We start from the raw sequence: 19743 nt of genomic DNA, 5'->3' as shown, positions 1-19743 counted from the left end.
TACGTAATAGCACGATCCGGCCTACTTTGGATTGTCCGTTTGTGCTGAGTCCGTCACTTTGAAACGCAGTACGCCGATCACCTGCCCGTCTTCGGTCAACACCTGCACCTGCCAGCGGCCAACCGCGTCGGCCGGGAAGTTCTGTTTGTGGGTCCAGGCGCGATAGCCTTCCTTGCGTCCGCCGTGGATATCCAGGGCGATGCGGTCGACTTCTTTGCCGTTGAATTTCCACACGTGGTAGATCCGCTCATCCAGCCCGCGCGGTGCGTTGATTGCGGTGTACGCGTACAAGCCGGTGCTGCGCAGTTGGGCGGCGTTGACTTCCTTGAGGTCATCGCCCGGCGTGCGGTCTTGCAGTTGGGTACTGATGGCCACCTCGGTCATCCACAAGGTCGCGGGTGGCACCCAACTGCGCAGGAACCACCCGGCGCAACCAATCGCGGCCGTGACCCCCAGCAGCATCGCCCAGCCTTTGAGGCTGCGCAGCGGCAAGCTCACCGCCAGGCTTGGAATCGACAACGCCATGGCCACGCCAAGGGCGAGTTTGTAACTTTCGGCGGTGGTCAGGTGCAGGATGATCGGCAGCGCAGTGAGCAGCGCGGCGAACAGGGTCAGGGTGTGCAAGGCAAGGAACAGCGAGCGCTTGGGCGCCAGCCACTTGTAGTACAGCGGGTCGATGATCGACACCAGTGCGGCGGCACCGAGCAGGCCGGTGAACACCGATTGGCCGCTGTTCCAGGCGGTGGTAACGAAAAAGAACGGCAACACAAAAAACAGACTTTCCTGGTGGATCATCTGGGTCGCGTAGCGCAACAGCGGTTCGGGTATTTCCCGTTTGAAGACTTTGGTGAACAGCTGGGTAAAGCTGTTTTCCAGCATCAGCCACAGCCAGCTCACCAGCATGATGACTGCGATCCAGCTGGCCATGCCCTGCTGGCGATCCACCAGGATGAAGCTGCACACGCCCGAAATGAAACCGCCGAGTGCAATCACCCCTGGGTAGCGCTTCATCAGTTCGAGGATGCGGGTGATTAAGCGGGTCACGTTTTGCATTCGGCGGTTCGCAGTCTTTGTAGGAGAAAATCCCAGACAGAATAACGTCTTGGCCCGGTGTCCGGTGCCTCATTACGCGATCCGTTTGCGATAAACCCGCACACCGATCAACACAATGGCGATCAGCCCGAGCACCGCGCCGCCGATCCAGCTGAGGGTGTCATAACTCAGCAGCGGTTTTTCGACGCGCCAATAGCCGGGTTGATCGAGCACTTGGCGCATGGCCTGGTTGGTCTGCTCCAGGGTGACGGCTTTGATGCGTTTGACCGGGTCGCTGAAACGGCCGTTGTTGTAGTCCGCTGCAGCGCTCCAGTAATAGTCGGCCAGCGCACTGTTGCCCTGCACCGCCCACGCTTGGCGGGCGATGGCGGCTTGTTGCAGGCGGGCGAATACCTTGGGGTCGAGGCCGTCTTTGAGTAATTGCGCCTTGAGGTCTTGCAGCACCTGTTCGGCCTCGGGGAGGCTTTCCCGTTCCAGGTCGGCGTTCAGGCTGAGGAAACCGACGCCGCCGAGCACCTCGCGTTTACTCCAAGGGCCGTAGGACAAGCCGTGTTTGAGTCGCAGTTGTCGGTACAGCGCCCAGTCCAGATAATCCTTGAGCAGGTCATAGGTTTCATCGTACTGGTCATCCAGCACCGGCTCGGGGAACAACCAGTGCAGCTTGGCGCTGTCGCCGACCCAGCCGTGGATCAGCTCGCGATGGCCTGCGGCGGTGTGCTGGATGTGCGGCAGCGACGGGTGCTCGGTGGGCTCCACCGGATCGAGTTGGCCATAGGTGCGTTCCAGATAGGCGGGCAGCAATTTGTCGAGGTCGCCGACGATGATCAGCGTCATGTTGTTAGGGGCGTACCAATTTTTGCGCAGGTTCTCCAACTGTTCTCGGGTCAAGTGATCGACCTCGGCGCGTTCCGCACATTTAAGCCCAAGCTCGACCGCCAATTGATTGCTCGCGGTGTGGCCCAGGTCCTGGCGGTCGAGCAGGCGTTGCAGGTGTGAATAGTGGCCGCCGTCTTCGCGCTCGACCACCTGCTTGGCGGCGTTGATATGGGCGTCGGTCAGCTCGGTACGCGTGATGATGGCCAGCAGCAGGTCGAGCACCTTGCGCTGGTTTTGCGCAGGCGCCTCGATTACGAAGGTGGTGTCGGCGTTGCTGGTGTAGGCGTTCCACTCGCCGCCCAGGGCTTGCATGCGGTCTTCCAGGTCGCCCTCGCCGCCGCCGTCTATACCGCTGAACAGCAAGTGTTCGAGCAAGTGCGGCAGCTCTTTCTCTTCGCAACCAAAGTCATCCAGGCCAACACCCACCACCAGGCGGATGGCCACGTGCCCGCGTTCGGTGCCCGGTTTGAGCAGCAATTGCAGGCCGTTGGGCAAGGTGTAACCCTCGACTTGCAGGCGGTCAAAGGCGAAGACGTGGGCAGAACCCATGAGCAGGCAAGCGAACAACAGGCGACGCATAACTAGCTTCCTGGCGAGTGAGGTCAGCTTTAACTGACTTCACGGGCCCTCATCCGTTCAGGGCGAATGTGTGATGTCGGCAATATCTTCGGCGGAGAGCGCGCCGGTGTCGGACGTTTCCAACACGACATAAGCACTGCTGCAAAACAACGAGTTGAGCCGTTTCATGTCGGCAATCAGTTCCAGGTGCAGGGAACTGGTCTCCAGGCTCTGCACGATCTTGCGTTGCAGGCGGCTGACGTGGGCGTGCGCCAGGCGGCGTTCCTGGGCGCGGAAGCGGCGCTTCTCACGCAGCAATTGTCGGGCGCTTTCCGGGTCGGCACTGAGGAACACTGACAGGCCCAGGCGCAGGTTGGCAATCAGCTGGCTGTGCAGGCCGCTGAGTTCTTCCAGGCCCACTTCCGAGAACTGCCGGCGTTGGGAGGTCTTCTGCTGCTGGACTTTGCGCAGCATGCGTTCGATCAAGTCGCCGGCGAGCTTGAGGTTGATCGACAATTCGATGATCTCGGCCCAGCGGCGGCTGTCGTGTTCACTGAGGTCTTCGCGGGGCATTTGGGCCAGGTAGAGTTTGATCGCGCTGTACAGGGCCTCCACGTCATCGCTGAGGCTACGCATTTCCTGGGTGATGGCCGTCTGTTTGCCGCGCAGCACTTCCTGCATCGCGGTGAGCATGTTGTCGATCAGGTCGCCCAGGCGCAGGGTTTCCCGCGCGGCGTTGGCCAGTGCCAGGCTCGGCGTGGCCAGGGCAGCGAGGTCGAGATGACGGGGTTTGGCTTTGCCATTGGTCTCTGCTTGTTCCGGCAGCAACCAGGCGCACAGGCGTGCCATCGGCCCGATGGTCGGCAGCAGGATCAGGCAGCGGCTGACGTTGTAGAGCAGGTGGAAGGTGATGACCATGCCTTGGGCGCTGTAGTCCAGGCCATCCATCCACAGCACCAGCGGGTCGAGCACCGGGATGATCAACAGCAGGCCGATCAATTTGTACAACAGGCTGCCCAGGGCCACCTGACGCCCGGCCGCGTTTTGCATGCTGGTGCTGAGGAAGGCCAGCACGCCGCTGCCGATATTGGCGCCGATCACCAGGCCGATGGCCACGTGCAGACCGATCACGCCGGCACCGGCCAGGGTGGCTGTCAGTAGGACGGCGGCCAGGCTGGAGTAGGAAATCATCGCGAACAAGGCGCCAACCAGGGCGTCGAGCAGGATGTCACCGGTCAACGATGCGAACAGCACTTTCACGCCCTGGGCGTGGGTGATGGGTCCGGCCGCTTCGACGATCAATTGCAACGCCAGGATGATCAGCCCGAGGCCGATCCCCACTCGGCCCAACTGCCCTGCCCGCGTCTGTTTGCGCGACAGAAAGAAGATCACACCGAGAAAGATCAGCAGCGGCGACAGCCACGACAAGTCGAATGTCAGCACTCGGGCCATCAGCGCCGTACCGACGTCGGCGCCGAGCATGGTTGCCAGGGCGGGCATCAGCCCCATCAGGCCCTGGCCAACGAAGGAAGTCACCAGCATCGCCGTAGCGTTGCTGCTCTGTACCATGGCGGTCACCAGGATACCGGCGACAAACGCCAGCCAGCGCTTGGACATGTTCTGCCCGATGACTTGGCGCAAATTGGAACCGTAGACCCGCAGGATGCCGGTACGGACGATGTGCGTGCCCCAGATAAGCAGGGTCACGGCGGAAAGCAGATTGAGCAAGGTCAGCATGCTCGGCCCCCCGTGTGGGTGTACTCCAACAGGAGCAAATGAGAATTGCCGCGTGCCGCTCTACGTCTTGTAGTTAAGCTGTAGTTGGCGAATGGGTTTCGTGCCAGCATCGCATAGCTAAAGTACGGATTGAAACAAAACTGTCATGAAATCAGTTTTTTGCAGATGAAAAAATGGGGCGCGAACGCCCCATTTTCAGCAGCGGACCAAGATTATTGACCCGGGATGTCCTTGCGCAGTTTCACAGGGTCCTGCTGTTTCTTCTTTTTCGCGATGGCGGTACGCATCTTGATGTTCACCGCTTCCACTGCCAGCGAGAACGCCATGGCGAAGTAGACGTAGCCTTTTGGCACGTGCACGTCGAAGGATTCGGCGATCAGCACGGTACCCACCACCAGCAGGAACGACAGCGCCAGCATCTTCAGCGACGGGTGCTTGTCGATGAACTCGCTGATGGTGCCGGCTGCCAGCATCATCACCAGGACGGCAACCACGATCGCCGCGACCATGACCGGTACATGGGAAACCATGCCGACGGCGGTGATCACCGAGTCCAGCGAGAACACGATGTCGATGATCGCGATCTGGATGATGGTGTAGATGAACTTGCCGCCCTTGCCGCCCGGTTCTTCCTGGGTTTCGTCTTCACCTTCCAGGGCGTGGTACATCTCCTGGGAGCTTTTCCACAGCAGGAACAGGCCACCGAAGAACAGGATCAGGTCACGACCGGAAATGCCCTGGCCAAAGACCACGAACAGGTCGGCGGTCAGTTGCATGACCCAGGTGATGGACAGCAGCAACAGGATTCGCGTGACCATGGCCAGCGCCAGGCCGAAGATCCGGGTGCGCGCCTGCATATGCTTGGGCATGCGGCTGACCAGGATCGAAATCATGATGATGTTATCGATGCCCAGGACGATCTCTAGGGCCGTCAGGGTGAAGAAGGCAATCCAGATTTCCGGATTGGTCAGCCATTCCATGTGTATTCCTTTGAGCAAGTGTTAAACCGCGCAAGCTGCAGCGCCGCGCGGTTGAGTTGGTACGATTATAGAGTGCTGAACAGCGGAAAAATCCCCATCAGCAATGCGGCGAACATTATGCACAGGCACACCAGTACTGCCCACTTGAGGGTGAAGCGCTGGTGATCGCCAAATTCGATACCCGCCAGGGCCACCAGCAGGTAGGTGGAGGGTACCAGCGGGCTGAGCAAGTGCACAGGCTGGCCGACGATGGACGCGCGGGCCATTTCCACGGCCGAGATGCCGTAGTGGCTGGCCGCTTCGGCGAGCACCGGCAAGACGCCGTAGTAGAACGCATCGTTGGACATGAAGAAGGTGAACGGCATGCTCACCAGTGCGGTGATCACCGCCAGGTACGGGCCCATGGCTTCAGGGATGACCGCCAGCAGGCTTTTGGACATGGCGTCGACCATGCCGGTACCCGACAGGATGCCGGTAAAGATGCCGGCTGCGAAGATCAGCCCCACCACCGCCAGAACGCTGCCAGCATGGGCGGCGACGCGGTCTTTTTGCTGTTGCAGGCAGGGGTAGTTGACGATCATCGCGATACTGAATGCCACCATGAACAGCACCGGCAGCGGCAACAGACCGGCGATCAGCGTGCACATCAGGGCCAGCGTCAGGGCGCCGTTGAACCAGATCAGCTTGGGACGACGGGCGTCCGGGAATTGCGACACGCTGATTTCGCTATGGTCGATCTCGTCGCCTTGCAAGTGCAACTCGCCCAAGCGTGCACGTTCGCGCTTGCCGTACATATAGGCGATGACCAGGATCGCCACCACACCCGCGGCCATGGCCGGGATCATCGGTACGAAAATGTCCGAGGGGTCCACATGCAGCGCACTGGCGGCGCGGGCGGTCGGGCCACCCCAAGGCGTCATGTTCATCACGCCACCGGCGAGGATGATCAGGCCAGCCATGATCCGCGGGCTCATGCCGATGCGCTGGTACAGCGGCAGCATGGCGGCTACGCAGATCATGTAAGTGGTCGCGCCGTCGCCGTCCAGAGACACCACCAGTGCCAGTACGGCGGTGCCGACCGAGACTTTGAGCGGGTCGCCCTTGACCATCTTGAGGATCTTGCGCACGGCCGGGTCGAACAGGCCGGAGTCGATCATCAAGGCAAAGTAGAGGATGGCGAACATCAGCATCACGCCGGTCGGCGCGAGCTTGGTGATGCCTTCGAGCATCATTGGGCCGATCTTGGGTGCGAAACCGCCGAACAGCGCGAACAGGATCGGCACGATGATCAGCGCGATCAGCGCGGACAGGCGCTTGGTCATGATCAGGAACATGAACGTGATGACCATGGCAAAGCCAAGGAAAGTCAGCATAGGAGTACTCCAGGCGTAGCGCGGCTAGGGAATGGCGAACCGGTTGGGGTCAGCGCAGAACGAAAGGCACGAGGCGTACGGGTGGAGTTGGGGCGAACAGGCGGGTACGAGCGGACATCAGGATCACCATTGTTGTTGTTAACGGCCGGTCTGTTGCCGGCAGTGGGGCGATCCTAGACGGGGAAGCTTTCAGCCAGCTTTCGCTGAGCAAACAGGTGAGGGTGGGCGGACGCACGGTCTTCAGACATTCATAGGTCAAATGTGGGAGGGGGCTTGCTCCCGATAGCGGAGTGTCAGCCACCAGATTCATTGGCTGATCCACCGCTATCGGGAGCAAGCCCCCTCCTACATTTGGACTGTGTTCAGGCCTGGGTGTCAGGGCAGTTCGAGGCCGCCCGCAGCCTTGTGCAGCTTGCGCAAGTGCTCGCCGACTTGTTTGAGGTTGGCTTCACAGGCAGCAATTTCGGCCGCGCGGGAAGGCTCCAGCAGCGCCCTCACCTCTTTATCCAGCTCGCCGGTCAGCGATTGCAGCTGCTTCTGGCGCTCGGCGCTTTCCGATTCCAGGCGCTTGGCCTCCGACGGTTGCGGCAGCCCATAGCCGCCGCTGCCCAGCAGTTCCGCCGGGCGGCTGAGGAAGCCACTGTTGGCGAGGATTTGTTGCAGCGTGGCGTTGGCCTTCTCCATGCCGCCGTTTTTCAGCTCGCGGGCACCCAGATAGCGTTGTTTGACTTCGTCCTGGGCCAGCATCAGCTGTTTGCGAAAGCTCGCCTGCTCCAGCAGCAACAGCGCGGCGCTGGTGCGCAGGTCGGCCTGGTCGAACCACTGGCGGCGTTCTGCGGCGCTCAGGGACAGCCAGTCTTCGACCTGGGTCTGTTTGATCGGCAGGTGTTTGCGCAGCACATCGAACATCGCCTGGTAGCGTTCGCGGAAGGAGTCGAAGTGATACCCCAGGCGCAACGCCTCGCGTTTGTCGTTGAGTACACTGGTGTCCGCCAGGCCGCGGGCTTGCAGGACTTCGAGCAGGCCATTGGGGGTGATGTTGTCCAGCCCGGTCAATTGCGGGTTGGCGCTGCCGCTGCGTAATAGCTTGAGGCTTTCGACGGCGCAGTTATTGGAGAGGAAGAAGTAGCTGCCGTCGTAGCTCCAGTGCATTTCGGCGGCATGCTCGACAGTGTCGTTGATCTCTTGGCGTGTGAGTTTCAGCGGCACCGACGCCAAGCCACGCAGCTCGGTCTTGGTGTATTCGTCGATCACCTGAGCCAGCGGCAGGACGAACAGCCGTGACGGGTATTTGCCGACCAGGCCGTCCCAGCTCGACAGCTGTACGTCACCGACAAAGGCACGGTAGGACAGCACCAGGTGCTGGTCCAGATCCAGCCGGCAATCCGGGCCACGCGGGCGGCCCGGCGCGCAGATCACCAGGCGCAACATGCTGTGGCCCCAGCGGCTTACCAGGTTCTGGTTGGCTTCGGCGAGCAGGTAGTCGATTTCGTAGACTCGCTCCGGGTCGACGTGGCCCAGGGGCGTCTTGGCGAAATCATTACCGGCGTTGAGGAATGCGTAGCTCTTGGCGCAGGTGTCCTGGTCGGGCGGGGCCCAGCCGAAGTGTTCCTTGTAATAGCGGAACAACGCGGGGCGACGGCAGGCGTAGCTCGGGTCGAGGAGAAAGTACTCCATGTTGACCGCGACGAACTCCAGCGGGCTGGTGGTTTCGTAGATGTCCGGGCTGCGCACGATCTGACGGTTGTGCTGTTCACGCTCACCGCGACGGCCGACATATTGCGGCCAGCCGGCAAGGTCCAGCAGGCGTGGGTCGTCGCTGAGAGTAAAGCGCCGGTCGTTCTGGCCACGGCATTGATCGGGCAGGCCGATCAGGCCGGTGATGTTGTTCTGGCGGCTGCAGCGCTGGATGAGCGTGCGCTCGTCTTTGGACCACAGGCGTGCACGGTCATAGATGTGGGTCAGTTCATGCAGCACGGTGGCGAGCATTTCCCGGCGCACGGTGCCGTGGGGGCGATTGGTTTTCTGGGTGGCGGCGCTGCCGTCGGTCAGGCTGGCCAGCAGGTTGCGGTTGAGGTCCAGCTCCGACACCAGGGAGGCCTGGCCGTAGGCGTTCTCGGGCATCTTGTCGGTCCAGCCGACGTCTATGGTTCGGTCCAGTTGTTCGATAAAGCGCGGCGGCAGCGAGCGCAGCGCTTCATCAAGCAATGCCTGGCTGGCCTGCTGTTCGGCCGGGCTCAAGCCATCGGTCTTGAGCCGCAGTTGCAGGCTGGCCTGGGCTGCGTTGGCACACAGCAGCACAGCCCCGACCAGGAGCCAGGCGGTGAGGCGCCTCACAGAGCGAGAATGGCTTCGGCGAGGGTCTGGTCACTGGCGTCACGCGCTTCCGGCAGGCGGGTGCGCAGGGTATCGAAGGCGGCTTCCAGCTGTGCGCCGCGGATCTCACCGTTGGTGGCGACGAAACTGGCAGCGTCATCATGCGCTTCGCGCACGACTTTGGAGTCGCGGATGGAAGTCGTGGTGTCCGAAGTGAAATCAATGGTACGGCCGGAAGCGCGAACAATGATGTTACTGGTGGCCACCAGGGTTTGCGCCTGGGCAACGTCGGCCAACAACAGCAGGCCAAGGGTGGCGGCGATCAGCGGGCTACGCATGTAATGACTCCAATTACAAAGATGGAAATACAAAGATGATTATTGGACGAGAATTGCCTGCGCCAGTTCAAGGTCGCTGGCGCTAAGTTTTGGTTGGGTGTGGCGCAGGTAATCCAGCGCTGACTCCAGCCGTGCTCCCCGCCATTGACCGCCAGTGGCGATGAAGGCAGCAGCGTCATCTTGAGCGGCCACGACGACTTTTCTGTCGAAGGGGGCGGAGGTCACCTTACTGGTGGCGTACGCGCTCGCGACGGTACTTTGGGTGGTCAGGTCAAAGGCCCAAGCCATTGGCGACCCACCGGTAAATAACAGTACGGATGCTAGTAACAGACGGTTTGAAAAAGCCATGGGACTCGACAACTGAAAACGAGCGCCAAGGCTAGCGCAATGCCCGGGCGAGAGCCAGTGAAGGTGTCAGGGAGCGGCGGGCGCTCCCTGCCTGGCTCAGGTTCAGATGGCCAGGATCGCCTGGGCCAGTTGTGCGTCCGTCGCGGTGTTCAGTTGTGGTGCTTGTTGGCGGATCTGTGCCAGTGCGCTTTCCAGCTTCACGCCACGAATGGCGCCTTCGCTGGCGACAAAGCTGGCGGCGTCGTCACGCGCGGCGCGCACGACCTTATTGTCACGCAGCGACGAGGTGGCATCGGAGGTGGCGTCGGAAGTGGCTTTCAGGGCGCCGACGATGGAGTCGGTTGTCACGATGAAGCTGGTCGCGTGGGCGTTGGTAGCCAGGACCAACAGGGCGGCTGCGCTGAGCAGGCGAAGACGGGACATGGGGTGACTCCTGTAAATGAATACTAAGGTGGGCGTAGCGCGGAGATTGAACGAGCACCGCTGCCATAGGCTTCAGACGCCTGTCCTACGAGGTTCGCCACGTGATGGTTGGATATTAAGCCGACGTTTATCCATTCGCGTAGCTTTTATATGTATCGGATAACTGTACTGGTAATAATCAAATATCTGTTAACTGTGCCTGTCTGGCTGGAAAGTGCCGATTCGTGGGCGAATCCTGCAAACAACAAAGCCCGCCTCCGGTTTCCCGGGGCGGGCTTTGTTTTGACAAATCAGTGCTGGCGGTGGACCCGGTGGGTCAGGGCCAGCGAGCGCCAATTAGCGCCAGAACGGCTTGCTCAGCTCTTCGTAGCGTTGAGCTTCGCTGATACCGGCGTCAGCCAGCAGACGCGAATCCAGACGAGCCAGTTGGTGGCGGCTGGAGATGCGGCGCTGCCACAACATCAGGTTGGCAAGAACGCGCAGAGGCATGGAAGCCTGGGTGTTTACAGCTTTTTCTTCGAAGAACAGTTCGGAACTGAGTGTACGTTCCATGATGACATCCTTCCGCTTGTGGCGGGATTAGGTAGTGGTTTAACTGATGCCAATGATCCTCCTCCGACGCAAGACTCTCTAGATACAGTTCACCTGTATTGTGAGGGCGCAGTTAACTGTTTGAAGGGGCTGTACTGTACGTAATTGGGGCAACTGTACCTGTCTGCACTTAAATAGTGCGAAATCGGCATTTTGAGGCAGGGGAGTAGGATATTTCAGTAGGAAAAGACCAGTACAGCAGTACAGTTTTTTCAATATGTGAGGATGGAACTGTCGAGCTGATGAAACTGTGTTTGCATCAGCTCGAATCTGTATCAATCAACCGTTGAGCATATGCCCGGTTTCTTCCAGGTTGATGTGCCAACTCAGTGCTTCACGGAGGATGTGTGGAGTGTGCCCGCCAATCGCACAGGCCGCGTCGAAGTAACTGTTCAATGCATCGCGGTAGGCCGGGTGCACGCAGTTGTCGATGATCACCCGAGCCCGCTCCCGTGGCGCGAGCCCACGCAGGTCGGCGAGGCCCACCTCGGTCACGAGGATGTCGACATCATGCTCGGTGTGGTCCACGTGACTGACCATTGGCACTACGCTGGAAATCGCGCCGCCTTTGGCGATCGACTTGGTGACGAAGATTGCCAGGTGGGCGTTGCGCGCGAAATCACCGGAGCCGCCAATACCGTTCATCATCCGCGTGCCGCAGACGTGGGTTGAGTTGACGTTGCCGTAGATGTCGAACTCCAACGCGGTGTTGATGCCGATGATGCCCAGGCGCCGCACCACTTCCGGGTGGTTGGAGATTTCCTGCGGGCGCAGCACCAGTTTGTCCTTGTAGTGTTCCAGGTTGCCGAACACATCAGCATTGCGCCGTTCCGACAGGGTGATCGAACTGCCCGAGGCGAAACTCAGCTTGCCGGCGTCGATCAAGTCGAACGTGGAGTCCTGCAGCACTTCCGAATACATGGTCAGGTCTTCGAACGGCGATTCGATCAGGCCGCACATCACCGCGTTGGCGATGTTGCCGATCCCGGCTTGCAGCGGGCCGAGCTTGTTGGTCATGCGCCCGGCGTCCACTTCCTGCTTGAGGAAGTTGATCAGGTGGTTGGCGATGCCTTGGGTATCGGCGTCAGGTGGCGTGACGGTGGAGGCCGAATCGGCCTGGTTGGTGATCACGATGGCGACGATCTTTTCCGGCGGGATGGGGATCGCGGTACTGCCGATACGGTCATCGACCTTGACCAGCGGGATCGGCGTGCGCGTGGGCCGGTAGGTCGGTATATAGATGTCGTGCAGCCCTTCGAGGTTCGGGTTGTGCGCCAGGTTGATCTCGACGATCACCTGCTTGGCAAAAATCGCGAAGCTGGCCGAGTTACCCACGGAGGTGGTCGGCACGATGTGTCCTTGTTCGGTGATCGCGACGGCTTCGATCACGGCAATGTCGGGTAGCTTGAGCTGGTTGTTGCGCAGTTGCTCGACGGTTTCCGACAAGTGCTGGTCGATAAACATCACTTGGCCAGCGTTGATTGCCTTGCGCAAGGTGCTGTCGACCTGGAACGGCATGCGGCGCGAGAGCACGCCGGCTTCGGTCAGTTGCTTGTCGAGGTCGTTGCCCAGGCTGGCGCCGGTCATCAGGGTGATTTTCAGCGGGGAAGTCTTGGCGCGTTCGGCCAGGGCGTGGGGGACGGCCTTGGCTTCACCGGCACGGGTGAAGCCGCTCATGCCGACGGTCATGCCGTCCTCGATCAGTGCGGCGGCGTCTGCCGCGCTCATGACCTTGTTCAACAACGAAGGCAAGCGGATACGATCACGGTACATGAATTGTTATCTCAGGCTACGGAAGCAAGGTGGGCAGTGTAGTGATTTCAAAAAATTTCGGCCCGCTACCATGGTCGAATGCCGAGCAGCGATTTAGAGCCTTTGGTCGGGTTTCATGAAGGAATAAAAAACCCCAGCCTACGCGAGGCCGGGGTTTCGGGTATTGCGCTGAAGCAGTGTTATTCGACGGCCTTGACCATGTCTTCGATGACCTTCTTGGCATCACCAAAGACCATCATGGTCTTGTCCAGGTAGAACAGTTCGTTATCCAGACCGGCATAACCACTGGCCATCGAGCGCTTGTTGACGATGATGGTCTTGGCCTTGAATGCTTCCAGAATCGGCATGCCGGCAATCGGCGAGTTCGGGTCGTTCTTGGCGGCCGGGTTGACCACGTCGTTCGCGCCGAGCACCAGTACCACATCGGCCTGTCCGAATTCGGAGTTAATGTCTTCCATCTCGAACACCTGGTCGTAGGGCACTTCTGCCTCGGCCAGTAGGACGTTCATGTGGCCGGGCATGCGGCCTGCCACCGGGTGGATCGCGTACTTCACGGTCACGCCGTGGTGGGTCAGCTTCTCGGTCAGTTCCTTGAGCGCGTGTTGCGCCCGAGCCACTGCCAGGCCATAGCCAGGGACGATGATCACAGTGTCGGCATTGGTCAGCAGGAAGGTGGCATCGTCAGCCGAGCCGGATTTCACCGGGCGTGCTTCCTTCGAGCCTGCAGCAGCACCGGCATCCGGCGCATTGCCGAAACCGCCGAGCAGTACATTAAAGAAAGAACGGTTCATCGCCTTGCACATGATGTACGACAGGATCGCGCCGCTGGAGCCTACCAGGGAGCCGGCGATGATCAGCATCGAGTTGTTCAGCGAGAAACCGATCCCCGCTGCAGCCCAACCGGAGTAGCTGTTAAGCATCGACACCACCACCGGCATGTCGGCGCCGCCGATCGGGATGATGATCAGCACGCCCAGCACGAAGGCCAGTGCCAGCATCAGGGCGAAAGCCGTCAGGTTGCCAGTGAACATAAACGCCAGGCCCAGACCCAGCGTCAGCAGACCGAGCACCAGGTTCAGTTTGTGCTGACCGCCGAACTGTACCGGTGCGCCCTGAAACAGGCGGAACTTGTACTTGCCCGACAGCTTGCCAAACGCAATCACCGAACCGGAGAAGGTAATGGCACCGATCGCTGCGCCGAGGAACAGCTCCAGGCGGTTACCGGCAGGAATCGAATCGCCCAGGTGTTTGACGATGCCCAGGGATTGCGGCTCGACCACGGCGGCAATCGCAATGAATACCGCGGCAAGGCCGATCATGCTGTGCATGAACGCGACCAGCTCCGGCATCTTGGTCATTTCTACGCGCTTGGCCATGATCGAACCGGCGGTGCCGCCGATCAGCAGGCCGACAATCACGTAGCCGATGCCGGCGGTTGCCAGCTCAGCGCCGAGCTTATAGATGAGGCCCACGGTGGTGAGCACCGCCAGCGCCATGCCGAGCATGCCGAACAGGTTGCCGCGCCGCGACGTGGTGGGGTGCGACAGGCCCTTGAGAGCCTGGATAAAGCAGATCGACGCGATCAGGTAGAGCGTCGTGACCAGATTCATGCTCATTACTTGGGCGCCTCTTCTTTTACTTTCGGGGCTTTCTTCTTGAACATCTCAAGCATGCGGCGCGTCACCAGGAAGCCGCCGAACACGTTGACCGCCGCTAGCGCCACGGCCAGGGTGCCCATGGTCTTGCCCAGCGGGGTGACGGTGAGCGCGGCGGCCAGCATGGCGCCGACGATCACAATCGCTGAAATCGCGTTGGTCACCGCCATCAACGGCGTGTGCAGCGCGGGTGTAACGTTCCAGACCACGTGGTAACCGACATAAATCGCCAGCACAAAGATGATCAGGTTGTAGATACCGGGGGAGATAAGCTCTTCCATCGTCTGAATCCCTGTTTAGGCGTTTTTGCGGATGACTTGGCCGTCGCGGCACATCAGGCACGCGGCGACGATGTCGTCTTCGAGGTTGAGTTCAAACTGCCCTTCCTTGTTGAAGACCAGCTTGAGGAAGTCCAGCAGGTTGCGCGCATATAAAGCTGACGCGTCGGCTGCAACGGCACCGGCCAGGTTGGTCGGGCCGCAGATGATCACGCCGTTTTCCACTACGACCTGGTCGGCGACGGTCAGCGGGCAGTTGCCGCCTTGGGCGGCGGCGAGGTCGATCACTACCGAACCGGGCTTCATCTGCGCGACGGTGTCGGCGCTGAGCAGGGTCGGTGCCTTGCGGCCGGGAATCAGCGCAGTGGTGATCACGATGTCGGCCTGCTTGGCGCGTTCGTGCACGGCCAGGGCCTGGCGCTGCATCCAACTAGTAGGCATCGGCCGCGCGTAACCGCCGACACCGATGGCGCATTCGCGTTCTTCGTCGGTTTCGTAGGGCACGTCGACAAACTTGGCGCCGAGGGATTCAATCTGCTCTTTCACGGCTGGGCGTACGTCGGACGCTTCGATCACTGCACCCAGGCGCTTCGCCGTAGCGATGGCCTGCAGGCCGGCAACACCGGCGCCGAGGATCAGCACGCGCGCGGCTTTCACCGTACCGGCGGCGGTCATCAGCATCGGCATGAAGCGTGGGTAGTGATGGGCGGCGAGCAATACGGCTTTATAGCCGGCGATGTTGGCCTGCGATGACAGCACATCCAGGCTCTGCGCCCTTGAGGTGCGTGGCGCGGCTTCCAGCGCGAAGGCGGTGATGCCCTGCTCGGCCAGCTTGGCAATGGTTTCGTTGCTGAACGGATTGAGCATGCCTACCAATACGGTGCCGCTTTTGATCAGCGTCAGTTCGCTGTCGCTGGGGGCAACCACCTTGAGGATCAGCTCGGCGCCAAACGCATCGTTGGCGCTGCCAATGGTTGCGCCTGCCGTTTCATAAGCACTGTCGACGATGCTGGCTTTGATGCCGGCGCCGCTTTGTACAGTGACCTTATGGCCCTGGCCGATCAGCTTCTTGATGGTTTCCGGGGTGGCAGCCACCCGGGTTTCACCGGTCTGGGTTTCGAGAGGAACACCAATGTGCACGTCAAATCTCCTGCATGATCTTTTTGCTTTTGATCTTTTTGTAAAAAGGCCAGTGCACCGTGGGTGGCGCAGCTGGGGCGGCCGATCAGCACGATCCCGCCGAAATGACAGCGGGGCGCGGCATTTTGCAGGCGAACTTTACGGCCTTCAAGGGATTATGACGGGTGACGAAAAATTAACTACAAGTCACCCTGTGACTGATTGTCGCAATGTCTCGAAATAACCTCTTTAAATACATGTGTTTAAAGGGGTTCAGGCAATTATCCGTATCTGCGCCATGGCTACCGTGAATAGTCGCGCATTGACCGCTGATAGTCGCTACAAGCCAGAAGAATCATGGCTTTGAGCCTTATTTTCAAACGAGAGGTACAGTCTGCTTAAACGCGACATATACGTATATCTGTAGGCTTTCAAATTAACTGACTACAGGGTCAATAAATTCGGAATTTCCTTTATATGCTGGGGCTGTAGCGCTGTGACTGGTCGATCAGCCAGTCTCTGAATGCGTGCAGTGAGGCGGATTCGACCTTTCTTTCTGGAATCATCAAGTAATAAGCCTTCGAGCTGTTCAACGCCTCGGGGCTTGCGATGACCAAGTGTTTCTCTTCCAGCTCTCTTTGGATAAGAAACGGTGGGATCAGCGCAATCCCCATGTCATGCATGGCGGCCTGGGACAACATCGAGAATAGCTCGTAACGCGGCCCTGTCATGTCGCGCGGCACGTTCAACTGCTGGGCGTTGAACCACTGGCGCCAGGCGTAGGGCCTGGTGGTCTGCTGCAGCAGCGGGAGTTCTGCAATCTCCTGCGGGCTGAATTGCTTGCGGCTGCCCAGTAGGCGCGAGCTGCACACGGGAACCGGGTTTTCTCCCATCAGTCGGTGGGATTCGGTGCCTGGCCAGTCGGCGTCGCCGAAGTAGATCGCTGCGTCGAACTCGGTGTCAGCAAACAGAAACGGTCGCGTCCGGTTGGTGAGGTTGACCGTGACTTCAGGGTGCTTGCGCTGGAAGTCCTTGAGGCGAGGTATCAGCCACTGCGTGCCGAAGGTCGGGACCACAGCCAGTTCGATGACATTGGCGCCCTGCTGTCCCATCACCGACAGGGTGTCGCGCTCTACTGCATCCAGCTGTGTGGCGACGCGGCGGCTATAGGAAAGCCCCGCTTCCGTCAGTTTGACGCCGCGACGTGAGCGTCGAAACAGCTCGACACTCAAAAACTCCTCGAGGCTGGCGATCTGTCGACAAATGGCGCCCTGGGTGATGGAAAGCTCGTGCGCCGCCTTGGTGAAGCTTTCGTGACGGGCTGCAGCCTCGAAACTGACAAGGGCGGTGGTGCTGGGGATTTTTCTGCGCATGTACTGTGTGCTCACTGATAAAGCGCGTCGGCGCCCTTATAAAACGTTTCGAAGTGAGAAATTAGCACAACCCTATGCAAAAACCTCGTTTGCCCTCCGCCTCTCCCCGGCCTAGGCTCCTAGCACGACTTCTGCTTTATGAACGAGGACTGACTCATGGCTGGCAAGGCAAGCTTCAACTGGATCGATCCGCTGCTGCTGGATCAACAGCTCACCGAAGAAGAGCGCATGGTGCGTGACAGTGCTGAGCAATTTGCCCAGGACAAGTTGGCGCCCCGCGTACTCGAAGCCTTCCGGCATGAAAAGACCGACCCTGCGATCTTTCGCGAGATGGGCGAAACCGGGCTGCTGGGCGCCATGATTCCAGAGCAGTACGGTGGCAGTGGCTTGAACTACGTGAGCTACGGGCTGATTGCGCGTGAAGTGGAGCGGATCGACTCGGGTTACCGTTCGATGATGAGTGTGCAGTCCTCACTGGTCATGGTGCCGATCAACGAGTTTGGCACTGAGGCCCAGAAGCAGAAGTACCTGCCCAAGCTGGCCTCGGGTGAGTGGATCGGTTGCTTTGGGCTTACAGAGCCTGACCATGGTTCTGACCCGGGCGCGATGATTACTCGCGCACGTAAGGTGGATGGCGGCTACAGCCTGACGGGCGCAAAGATGTGGATCACCAATAGCCCGATCGCTGATGTGTTTGTGGTGTGGGGCAAGGATGACGCGGGCGATATCCGCGGCTTCGTCCTGGAGAAGGGCTGGAAGGGTCTGAGCGCGCCAGCGATTCACGGTAAGGTCGGGCTGCGGGCCTCCATTACCGGTGAGATCGTCATGGACAACGTGTTTGTGCCGGACGAGAACATCTTCCCGGATGTGCGCGGCCTGAAGGGGCCTTTCACGTGCCTCAACTCAGCGCGTTACGGTATCTCTTGGGGGGCGTTGGGGGCTGCTGAGGCCTGCTGGCACACCGCGCGCCAATACACCCTGGACCGTAAGCAGTTCGGGCGCCCTTTGGCGGCTACTCAGCTGATCCAGAAGAAGCTGGCCGACATGCAGACCGAAATCACACTGGCCCTGCAAGGTTGCCTGCGTCTGGGGCGGATGAAGGACGAGGGCACGGCGGCGGTCGAGATCACTTCGATCATGAAGCGTAACTCGTGCGGCAAGTCCCTGGACATCGCGCGCATGGCCCGGGACATGCTGGGCGGCAACGGTATTTCCGACGAATTTGGTGTGGCGCGGCATCTGGTCAACCTCGAAGTGGTGAACACCTATGAAGGTACCCACGACGTGCACGCCTTGATTCTCGGGCGCGCGCAGACCGGTCTGCAGGCCTTCTATTAATAGGAGCATGAGCATGGGCGCGCTTTCGCATCTACGGGTACTGGATTTATCGCGAGTGCTCGCGGGCCCTTGGTCCGGGCAGATACTGGCCGACCTTGGCGCTGAGGTGATCAAGGTCGAGCGGCCGGTTAATGGCGACGACACGCGTGCCTGGGGCCCGCCCTTCCTGAAAGACGCTTATGGCGAGAACACCAGTGAGGCGGCTTATTACCTCTCGGCCAACCGCAACAAGGAGTCGGTCACCATCGACTTCACGCGGCCGGAGGGGCAGAAGCTGATACGTGACCTGGCCGCCAAGTCGGACATCTTGATCGAGAACTTCAAGGTCGGCGGCCTGGCAGCGTATGGGCTGGACTATGAGTCGCTGAAGGAGATCAACCCGGAGTTGATCTATTGCTCGATCACCGGCTTCGGTCAGACCGGGCCCTATGCGGCGCGCGCTGGTTATGACTTCATGATTCAGGGGCTGGGGGGGCTGATGAGCCTGACTGGCCGGCCCGAGGGTGATGAGGGGGCTGGGCCGGTGAAGGTTGGGGTGGCCTTGACGGACATCCTCACCGGGCTTTATTCGACGGTGGCGATCCTGGCCGCACTGGCTCACCGGGACCATGACGGCGGCGGGCAGCATATCGATATGGCGCTACTGGATGTGCAGGTAGCTTGCCTGGCCAACCAGGCCATGAATTATCTGACCACAGGGGTATCGCCCAAGCGCCTTGGCAATGCTCATCCGAACATCGTCCCTTATCAGGATTTTCCTACGGCCGATGGCGACTTCATCCTGACGGTGGGGAATGACGGCCAGTTTCGCAAGTTTGCTCAAGTGGCCGGGCAACCGCAGTGGGCGGATGATCCGCGGTTCTCTACGAATACGATGCGGGTGGCCAACCGCGCAGAGCTCATTCCGTTGATTCGCCAGGCGACGGTCTTCAAGACGACGGCCGAGTGGGTGGCATCGCTGGAGCAAGTCGGTGTGCCGTGCGGGCCTATCAATGATCTGGACCAGGTGTTTGCCGACCCACAGGTCAAGGCGCGTGGGTTGGCATTGGAGTTGCCTCATGCGTTGGCGGGCATGGTGCCCCAGGTTGCCAGCCCGATTCGTTTATCCAAGACGCCTGTGGAGTATCGAAGTGCGCCTCCTCTATTAGGGGAGCATACGGCTCAGGTGCTAAAGGATGTGTTGGGGTTAGGGGCGGCGAATGTGGCTGCCTTAAAGGAAGCGGGCGTTATCTGAGGCTTTCCCTCTATATAGAAGCGTTAGGGGTGTTGTCTTGGTTGTTTTTTAATCAATCCTAACTAATTGATAGAAAAGCAAAATTAAGGGTTGACGGCAGATTCTGGAAGTCTATAATTCGCCCCACTTCCGGCGCAGTCGAAACGGAAAACTCCTTGGTAAACAAAGAGTTATGCGAGATTCGACAGCGAGTTGCTTGAGTTCATTCAAGCCCAGAAGGAGTTGGTAGAGCGGTGTTGTTTGGCTCTATTAACGTTTCGATCTTCTCGGTCGAAAGCGGAGAAAAAGAGGTGTTGACAGCAGCGTGTAACGCTGTAGAATTCGCCTCCCGCTAACGAGAGATCGGAAGCGCAAGTGGTTGAAGTTGTTGAAGAAATCTT

17 protein-coding genes are annotated in these 19743 nt (G+C 59.9%); 2 read left to right on the top strand and 15 right to left on the bottom strand.

Annotation, left to right across the window (positions count from 1 at the left end; genetic code table 11):
* Window positions 1-21: 21 nt before the first annotated feature.
* The 15 genes from GIW02_RS15950 to GIW02_RS15880 all read right to left on the bottom strand — a co-directional run bounded on the left by GIW02_RS15950 (window position 22) and on the right by GIW02_RS15880 (window position 16791).
* Window positions 22-1053 carry a DUF5924 family protein gene (locus GIW02_RS15950; RefSeq protein WP_236411301.1) on the bottom strand — a complete coding sequence of 344 codons (1032 nt, stop codon included), beginning with the start codon at window positions 1051-1053 and terminating at the stop codon, window positions 22-24.
* Between the two features lie 72 nt (window positions 1054-1125).
* Entirely contained in the window at window positions 1126-2508 is a 1383-nt protein-coding gene (locus GIW02_RS15945) for a M16 family metallopeptidase (RefSeq protein WP_236411300.1), read from the bottom strand.
* 57 nt (window positions 2509-2565) lie between these two features.
* Window positions 2566-4224: a Na/Pi cotransporter family protein gene (locus GIW02_RS15940; protein WP_236411299.1), complete on the bottom strand. Its 1659-nt coding sequence runs from the start codon at window positions 4222-4224 to the stop codon at window positions 2566-2568.
* Between the two features lie 212 nt (window positions 4225-4436).
* Window positions 4437-5204: a TerC family protein gene (locus GIW02_RS15935; protein WP_236411298.1), complete on the bottom strand. Its 768-nt coding sequence runs from the start codon at window positions 5202-5204 to the stop codon at window positions 4437-4439.
* Between the two features lie 65 nt (window positions 5205-5269).
* Window positions 5270-6577: a CitMHS family transporter gene (locus GIW02_RS15930; RefSeq protein ID WP_159932315.1), complete on the bottom strand. Its 1308-nt coding sequence runs from the start codon at window positions 6575-6577 to the stop codon at window positions 5270-5272.
* Window positions 6578-6952: 375 nt separating this feature from the next.
* Entirely contained in the window at window positions 6953-8914 is a 1962-nt protein-coding gene (locus GIW02_RS15925) for a DUF7844 domain-containing protein (protein ID WP_236411297.1), read from the bottom strand.
* Window positions 8911-9231, bottom strand: coding sequence for a DUF2388 domain-containing protein (locus tag GIW02_RS15920; protein ID WP_131699555.1), 321 nt, complete (start codon window positions 9229-9231; stop codon window positions 8911-8913). The genes GIW02_RS15925 and GIW02_RS15920 overlap by 4 nt, the downstream gene beginning before the upstream one ends.
* Before the next feature lie 39 nt (window positions 9232-9270).
* On the bottom strand, window positions 9271-9579 hold the full coding sequence (locus tag GIW02_RS15915; RefSeq protein WP_236411296.1) for a DUF2388 domain-containing protein: 309 nt from the start codon (window positions 9577-9579) through the stop codon (window positions 9271-9273).
* Between the two features lie 102 nt (window positions 9580-9681).
* Window positions 9682-10002, bottom strand: coding sequence for a DUF2388 domain-containing protein (locus tag GIW02_RS15910; protein WP_236411294.1), 321 nt, complete (start codon window positions 10000-10002; stop codon window positions 9682-9684).
* A gap of 336 nt (window positions 10003-10338) precedes the next feature.
* Window positions 10339-10554 (bottom strand): DUF1127 domain-containing protein, encoded by a 216-nt coding sequence (locus GIW02_RS15905; protein ID WP_032885015.1) that lies wholly within the window; start codon window positions 10552-10554, stop codon window positions 10339-10341.
* 318 nt (window positions 10555-10872) lie between these two features.
* Window positions 10873-12366, bottom strand: a complete 1494-nt coding sequence (locus tag GIW02_RS15900) for an acetyl-CoA hydrolase/transferase family protein (RefSeq protein WP_236411293.1) — start codon at window positions 12364-12366, stop codon at window positions 10873-10875.
* Window positions 12367-12545: 179 nt separating this feature from the next.
* Entirely contained in the window at window positions 12546-13982 is a 1437-nt protein-coding gene (locus tag GIW02_RS15895) for an NAD(P)(+) transhydrogenase (Re/Si-specific) subunit beta (RefSeq protein ID WP_105699076.1), read from the bottom strand.
* Entirely contained in the window at window positions 13982-14302 is a 321-nt protein-coding gene (locus GIW02_RS15890) for an NAD(P) transhydrogenase subunit alpha (protein ID WP_003187417.1), read from the bottom strand. Before GIW02_RS15890 ends, GIW02_RS15895 begins: the two co-directional genes overlap by 1 nt.
* A gap of 15 nt (window positions 14303-14317) precedes the next feature.
* Window positions 14318-15439, bottom strand: a complete 1122-nt coding sequence (locus GIW02_RS15885; RefSeq protein ID WP_236411291.1) for a Re/Si-specific NAD(P)(+) transhydrogenase subunit alpha — start codon at window positions 15437-15439, stop codon at window positions 14318-14320.
* A 452-nt stretch (window positions 15440-15891) separates the two neighbouring features.
* Window positions 15892-16791 (bottom strand): LysR family transcriptional regulator, encoded by a 900-nt coding sequence (locus GIW02_RS15880; RefSeq protein WP_236411290.1) that lies wholly within the window; start codon window positions 16789-16791, stop codon window positions 15892-15894.
* 156 nt (window positions 16792-16947) lie between these two features.
* On the opposite strand from GIW02_RS15880, the gene GIW02_RS15875 reads away from it, so the two are divergent.
* Together GIW02_RS15875 and GIW02_RS15870 are read left to right on the top strand one after the other, a co-directional pair.
* Entirely contained in the window at window positions 16948-18129 is a 1182-nt protein-coding gene (locus tag GIW02_RS15875; protein WP_236411288.1) for an acyl-CoA dehydrogenase, read from the top strand.
* Between the two features lie 13 nt (window positions 18130-18142).
* A complete protein-coding gene (locus GIW02_RS15870) occupies window positions 18143-19363 on the top strand; it encodes a CaiB/BaiF CoA transferase family protein (protein ID WP_236421939.1) in 1221 nt (406 codons plus the stop codon).
* Window positions 19364-19743: the final 380 nt, after the last annotated feature.

This window comes from Pseudomonas syringae, from assembly GCF_021606685.1.
GTDB lineage: Bacteria > Pseudomonadota > Gammaproteobacteria > Pseudomonadales > Pseudomonadaceae > Aquipseudomonas > Aquipseudomonas syringae_R.
This window is presented reverse-complemented; position numbering and strand designations above follow the sequence as displayed.

Bases quoted from the DNA above. Each gene is read 5' to 3' on its own strand.
- GIW02_RS15935 (WP_236411298.1), bottom strand. From the start codon at position 5,204: ATGGAATGGCTGACCAATCCGGAAATCTGGATTGCCTTCTTCACCCTG.
- GIW02_RS15895 (WP_105699076.1), bottom strand. From the start codon at position 13,982: ATGAGCATGAATCTGGTCACGACGCTCTACCTGATCGCGTCGATCTGC.
- GIW02_RS15905 (WP_032885015.1), bottom strand. From the start codon at position 10,554: ATGGAACGTACACTCAGTTCCGAACTGTTCTTCGAAGAAAAAGCTGTA.
- GIW02_RS15900 (WP_236411293.1), bottom strand. From the start codon at position 12,366: ATGTACCGTGATCGTATCCGCTTGCCTTCGTTGTTGAACAAGGTCATG.
- GIW02_RS15910 (WP_236411294.1), bottom strand. From the start codon at position 10,002: ATGTCCCGTCTTCGCCTGCTCAGCGCAGCCGCCCTGTTGGTCCTGGCT.
- GIW02_RS15920 (WP_131699555.1), bottom strand. From the start codon at position 9,231: ATGCGTAGCCCGCTGATCGCCGCCACCCTTGGCCTGCTGTTGTTGGCC.
- GIW02_RS15875 (WP_236411288.1), top strand. From the start codon at position 16,948: ATGGCTGGCAAGGCAAGCTTCAACTGGATCGATCCGCTGCTGCTGGAT.
- GIW02_RS15930 (WP_159932315.1), bottom strand. From the start codon at position 6,577: ATGCTGACTTTCCTTGGCTTTGCCATGGTCATCACGTTCATGTTCCTG.
- GIW02_RS15870 (WP_236421939.1), top strand. From the start codon at position 18,143: ATGGGCGCGCTTTCGCATCTACGGGTACTGGATTTATCGCGAGTGCTC.
- GIW02_RS15950 (WP_236411301.1), bottom strand. From the start codon at position 1,053: ATGCAAAACGTGACCCGCTTAATCACCCGCATCCTCGAACTGATGAAG.
- GIW02_RS15945 (WP_236411300.1), bottom strand. From the start codon at position 2,508: ATGCGTCGCCTGTTGTTCGCTTGCCTGCTCATGGGTTCTGCCCACGTC.
- GIW02_RS15915 (WP_236411296.1), bottom strand. From the start codon at position 9,579: ATGGCTTTTTCAAACCGTCTGTTACTAGCATCCGTACTGTTATTTACC.
- GIW02_RS15880 (WP_236411290.1), bottom strand. From the start codon at position 16,791: ATGCGCAGAAAAATCCCCAGCACCACCGCCCTTGTCAGTTTCGAGGCT.
- GIW02_RS15890 (WP_003187417.1), bottom strand. From the start codon at position 14,302: ATGGAAGAGCTTATCTCCCCCGGTATCTACAACCTGATCATCTTTGTG.
- GIW02_RS15940 (WP_236411299.1), bottom strand. From the start codon at position 4,224: ATGCTGACCTTGCTCAATCTGCTTTCCGCCGTGACCCTGCTTATCTGG.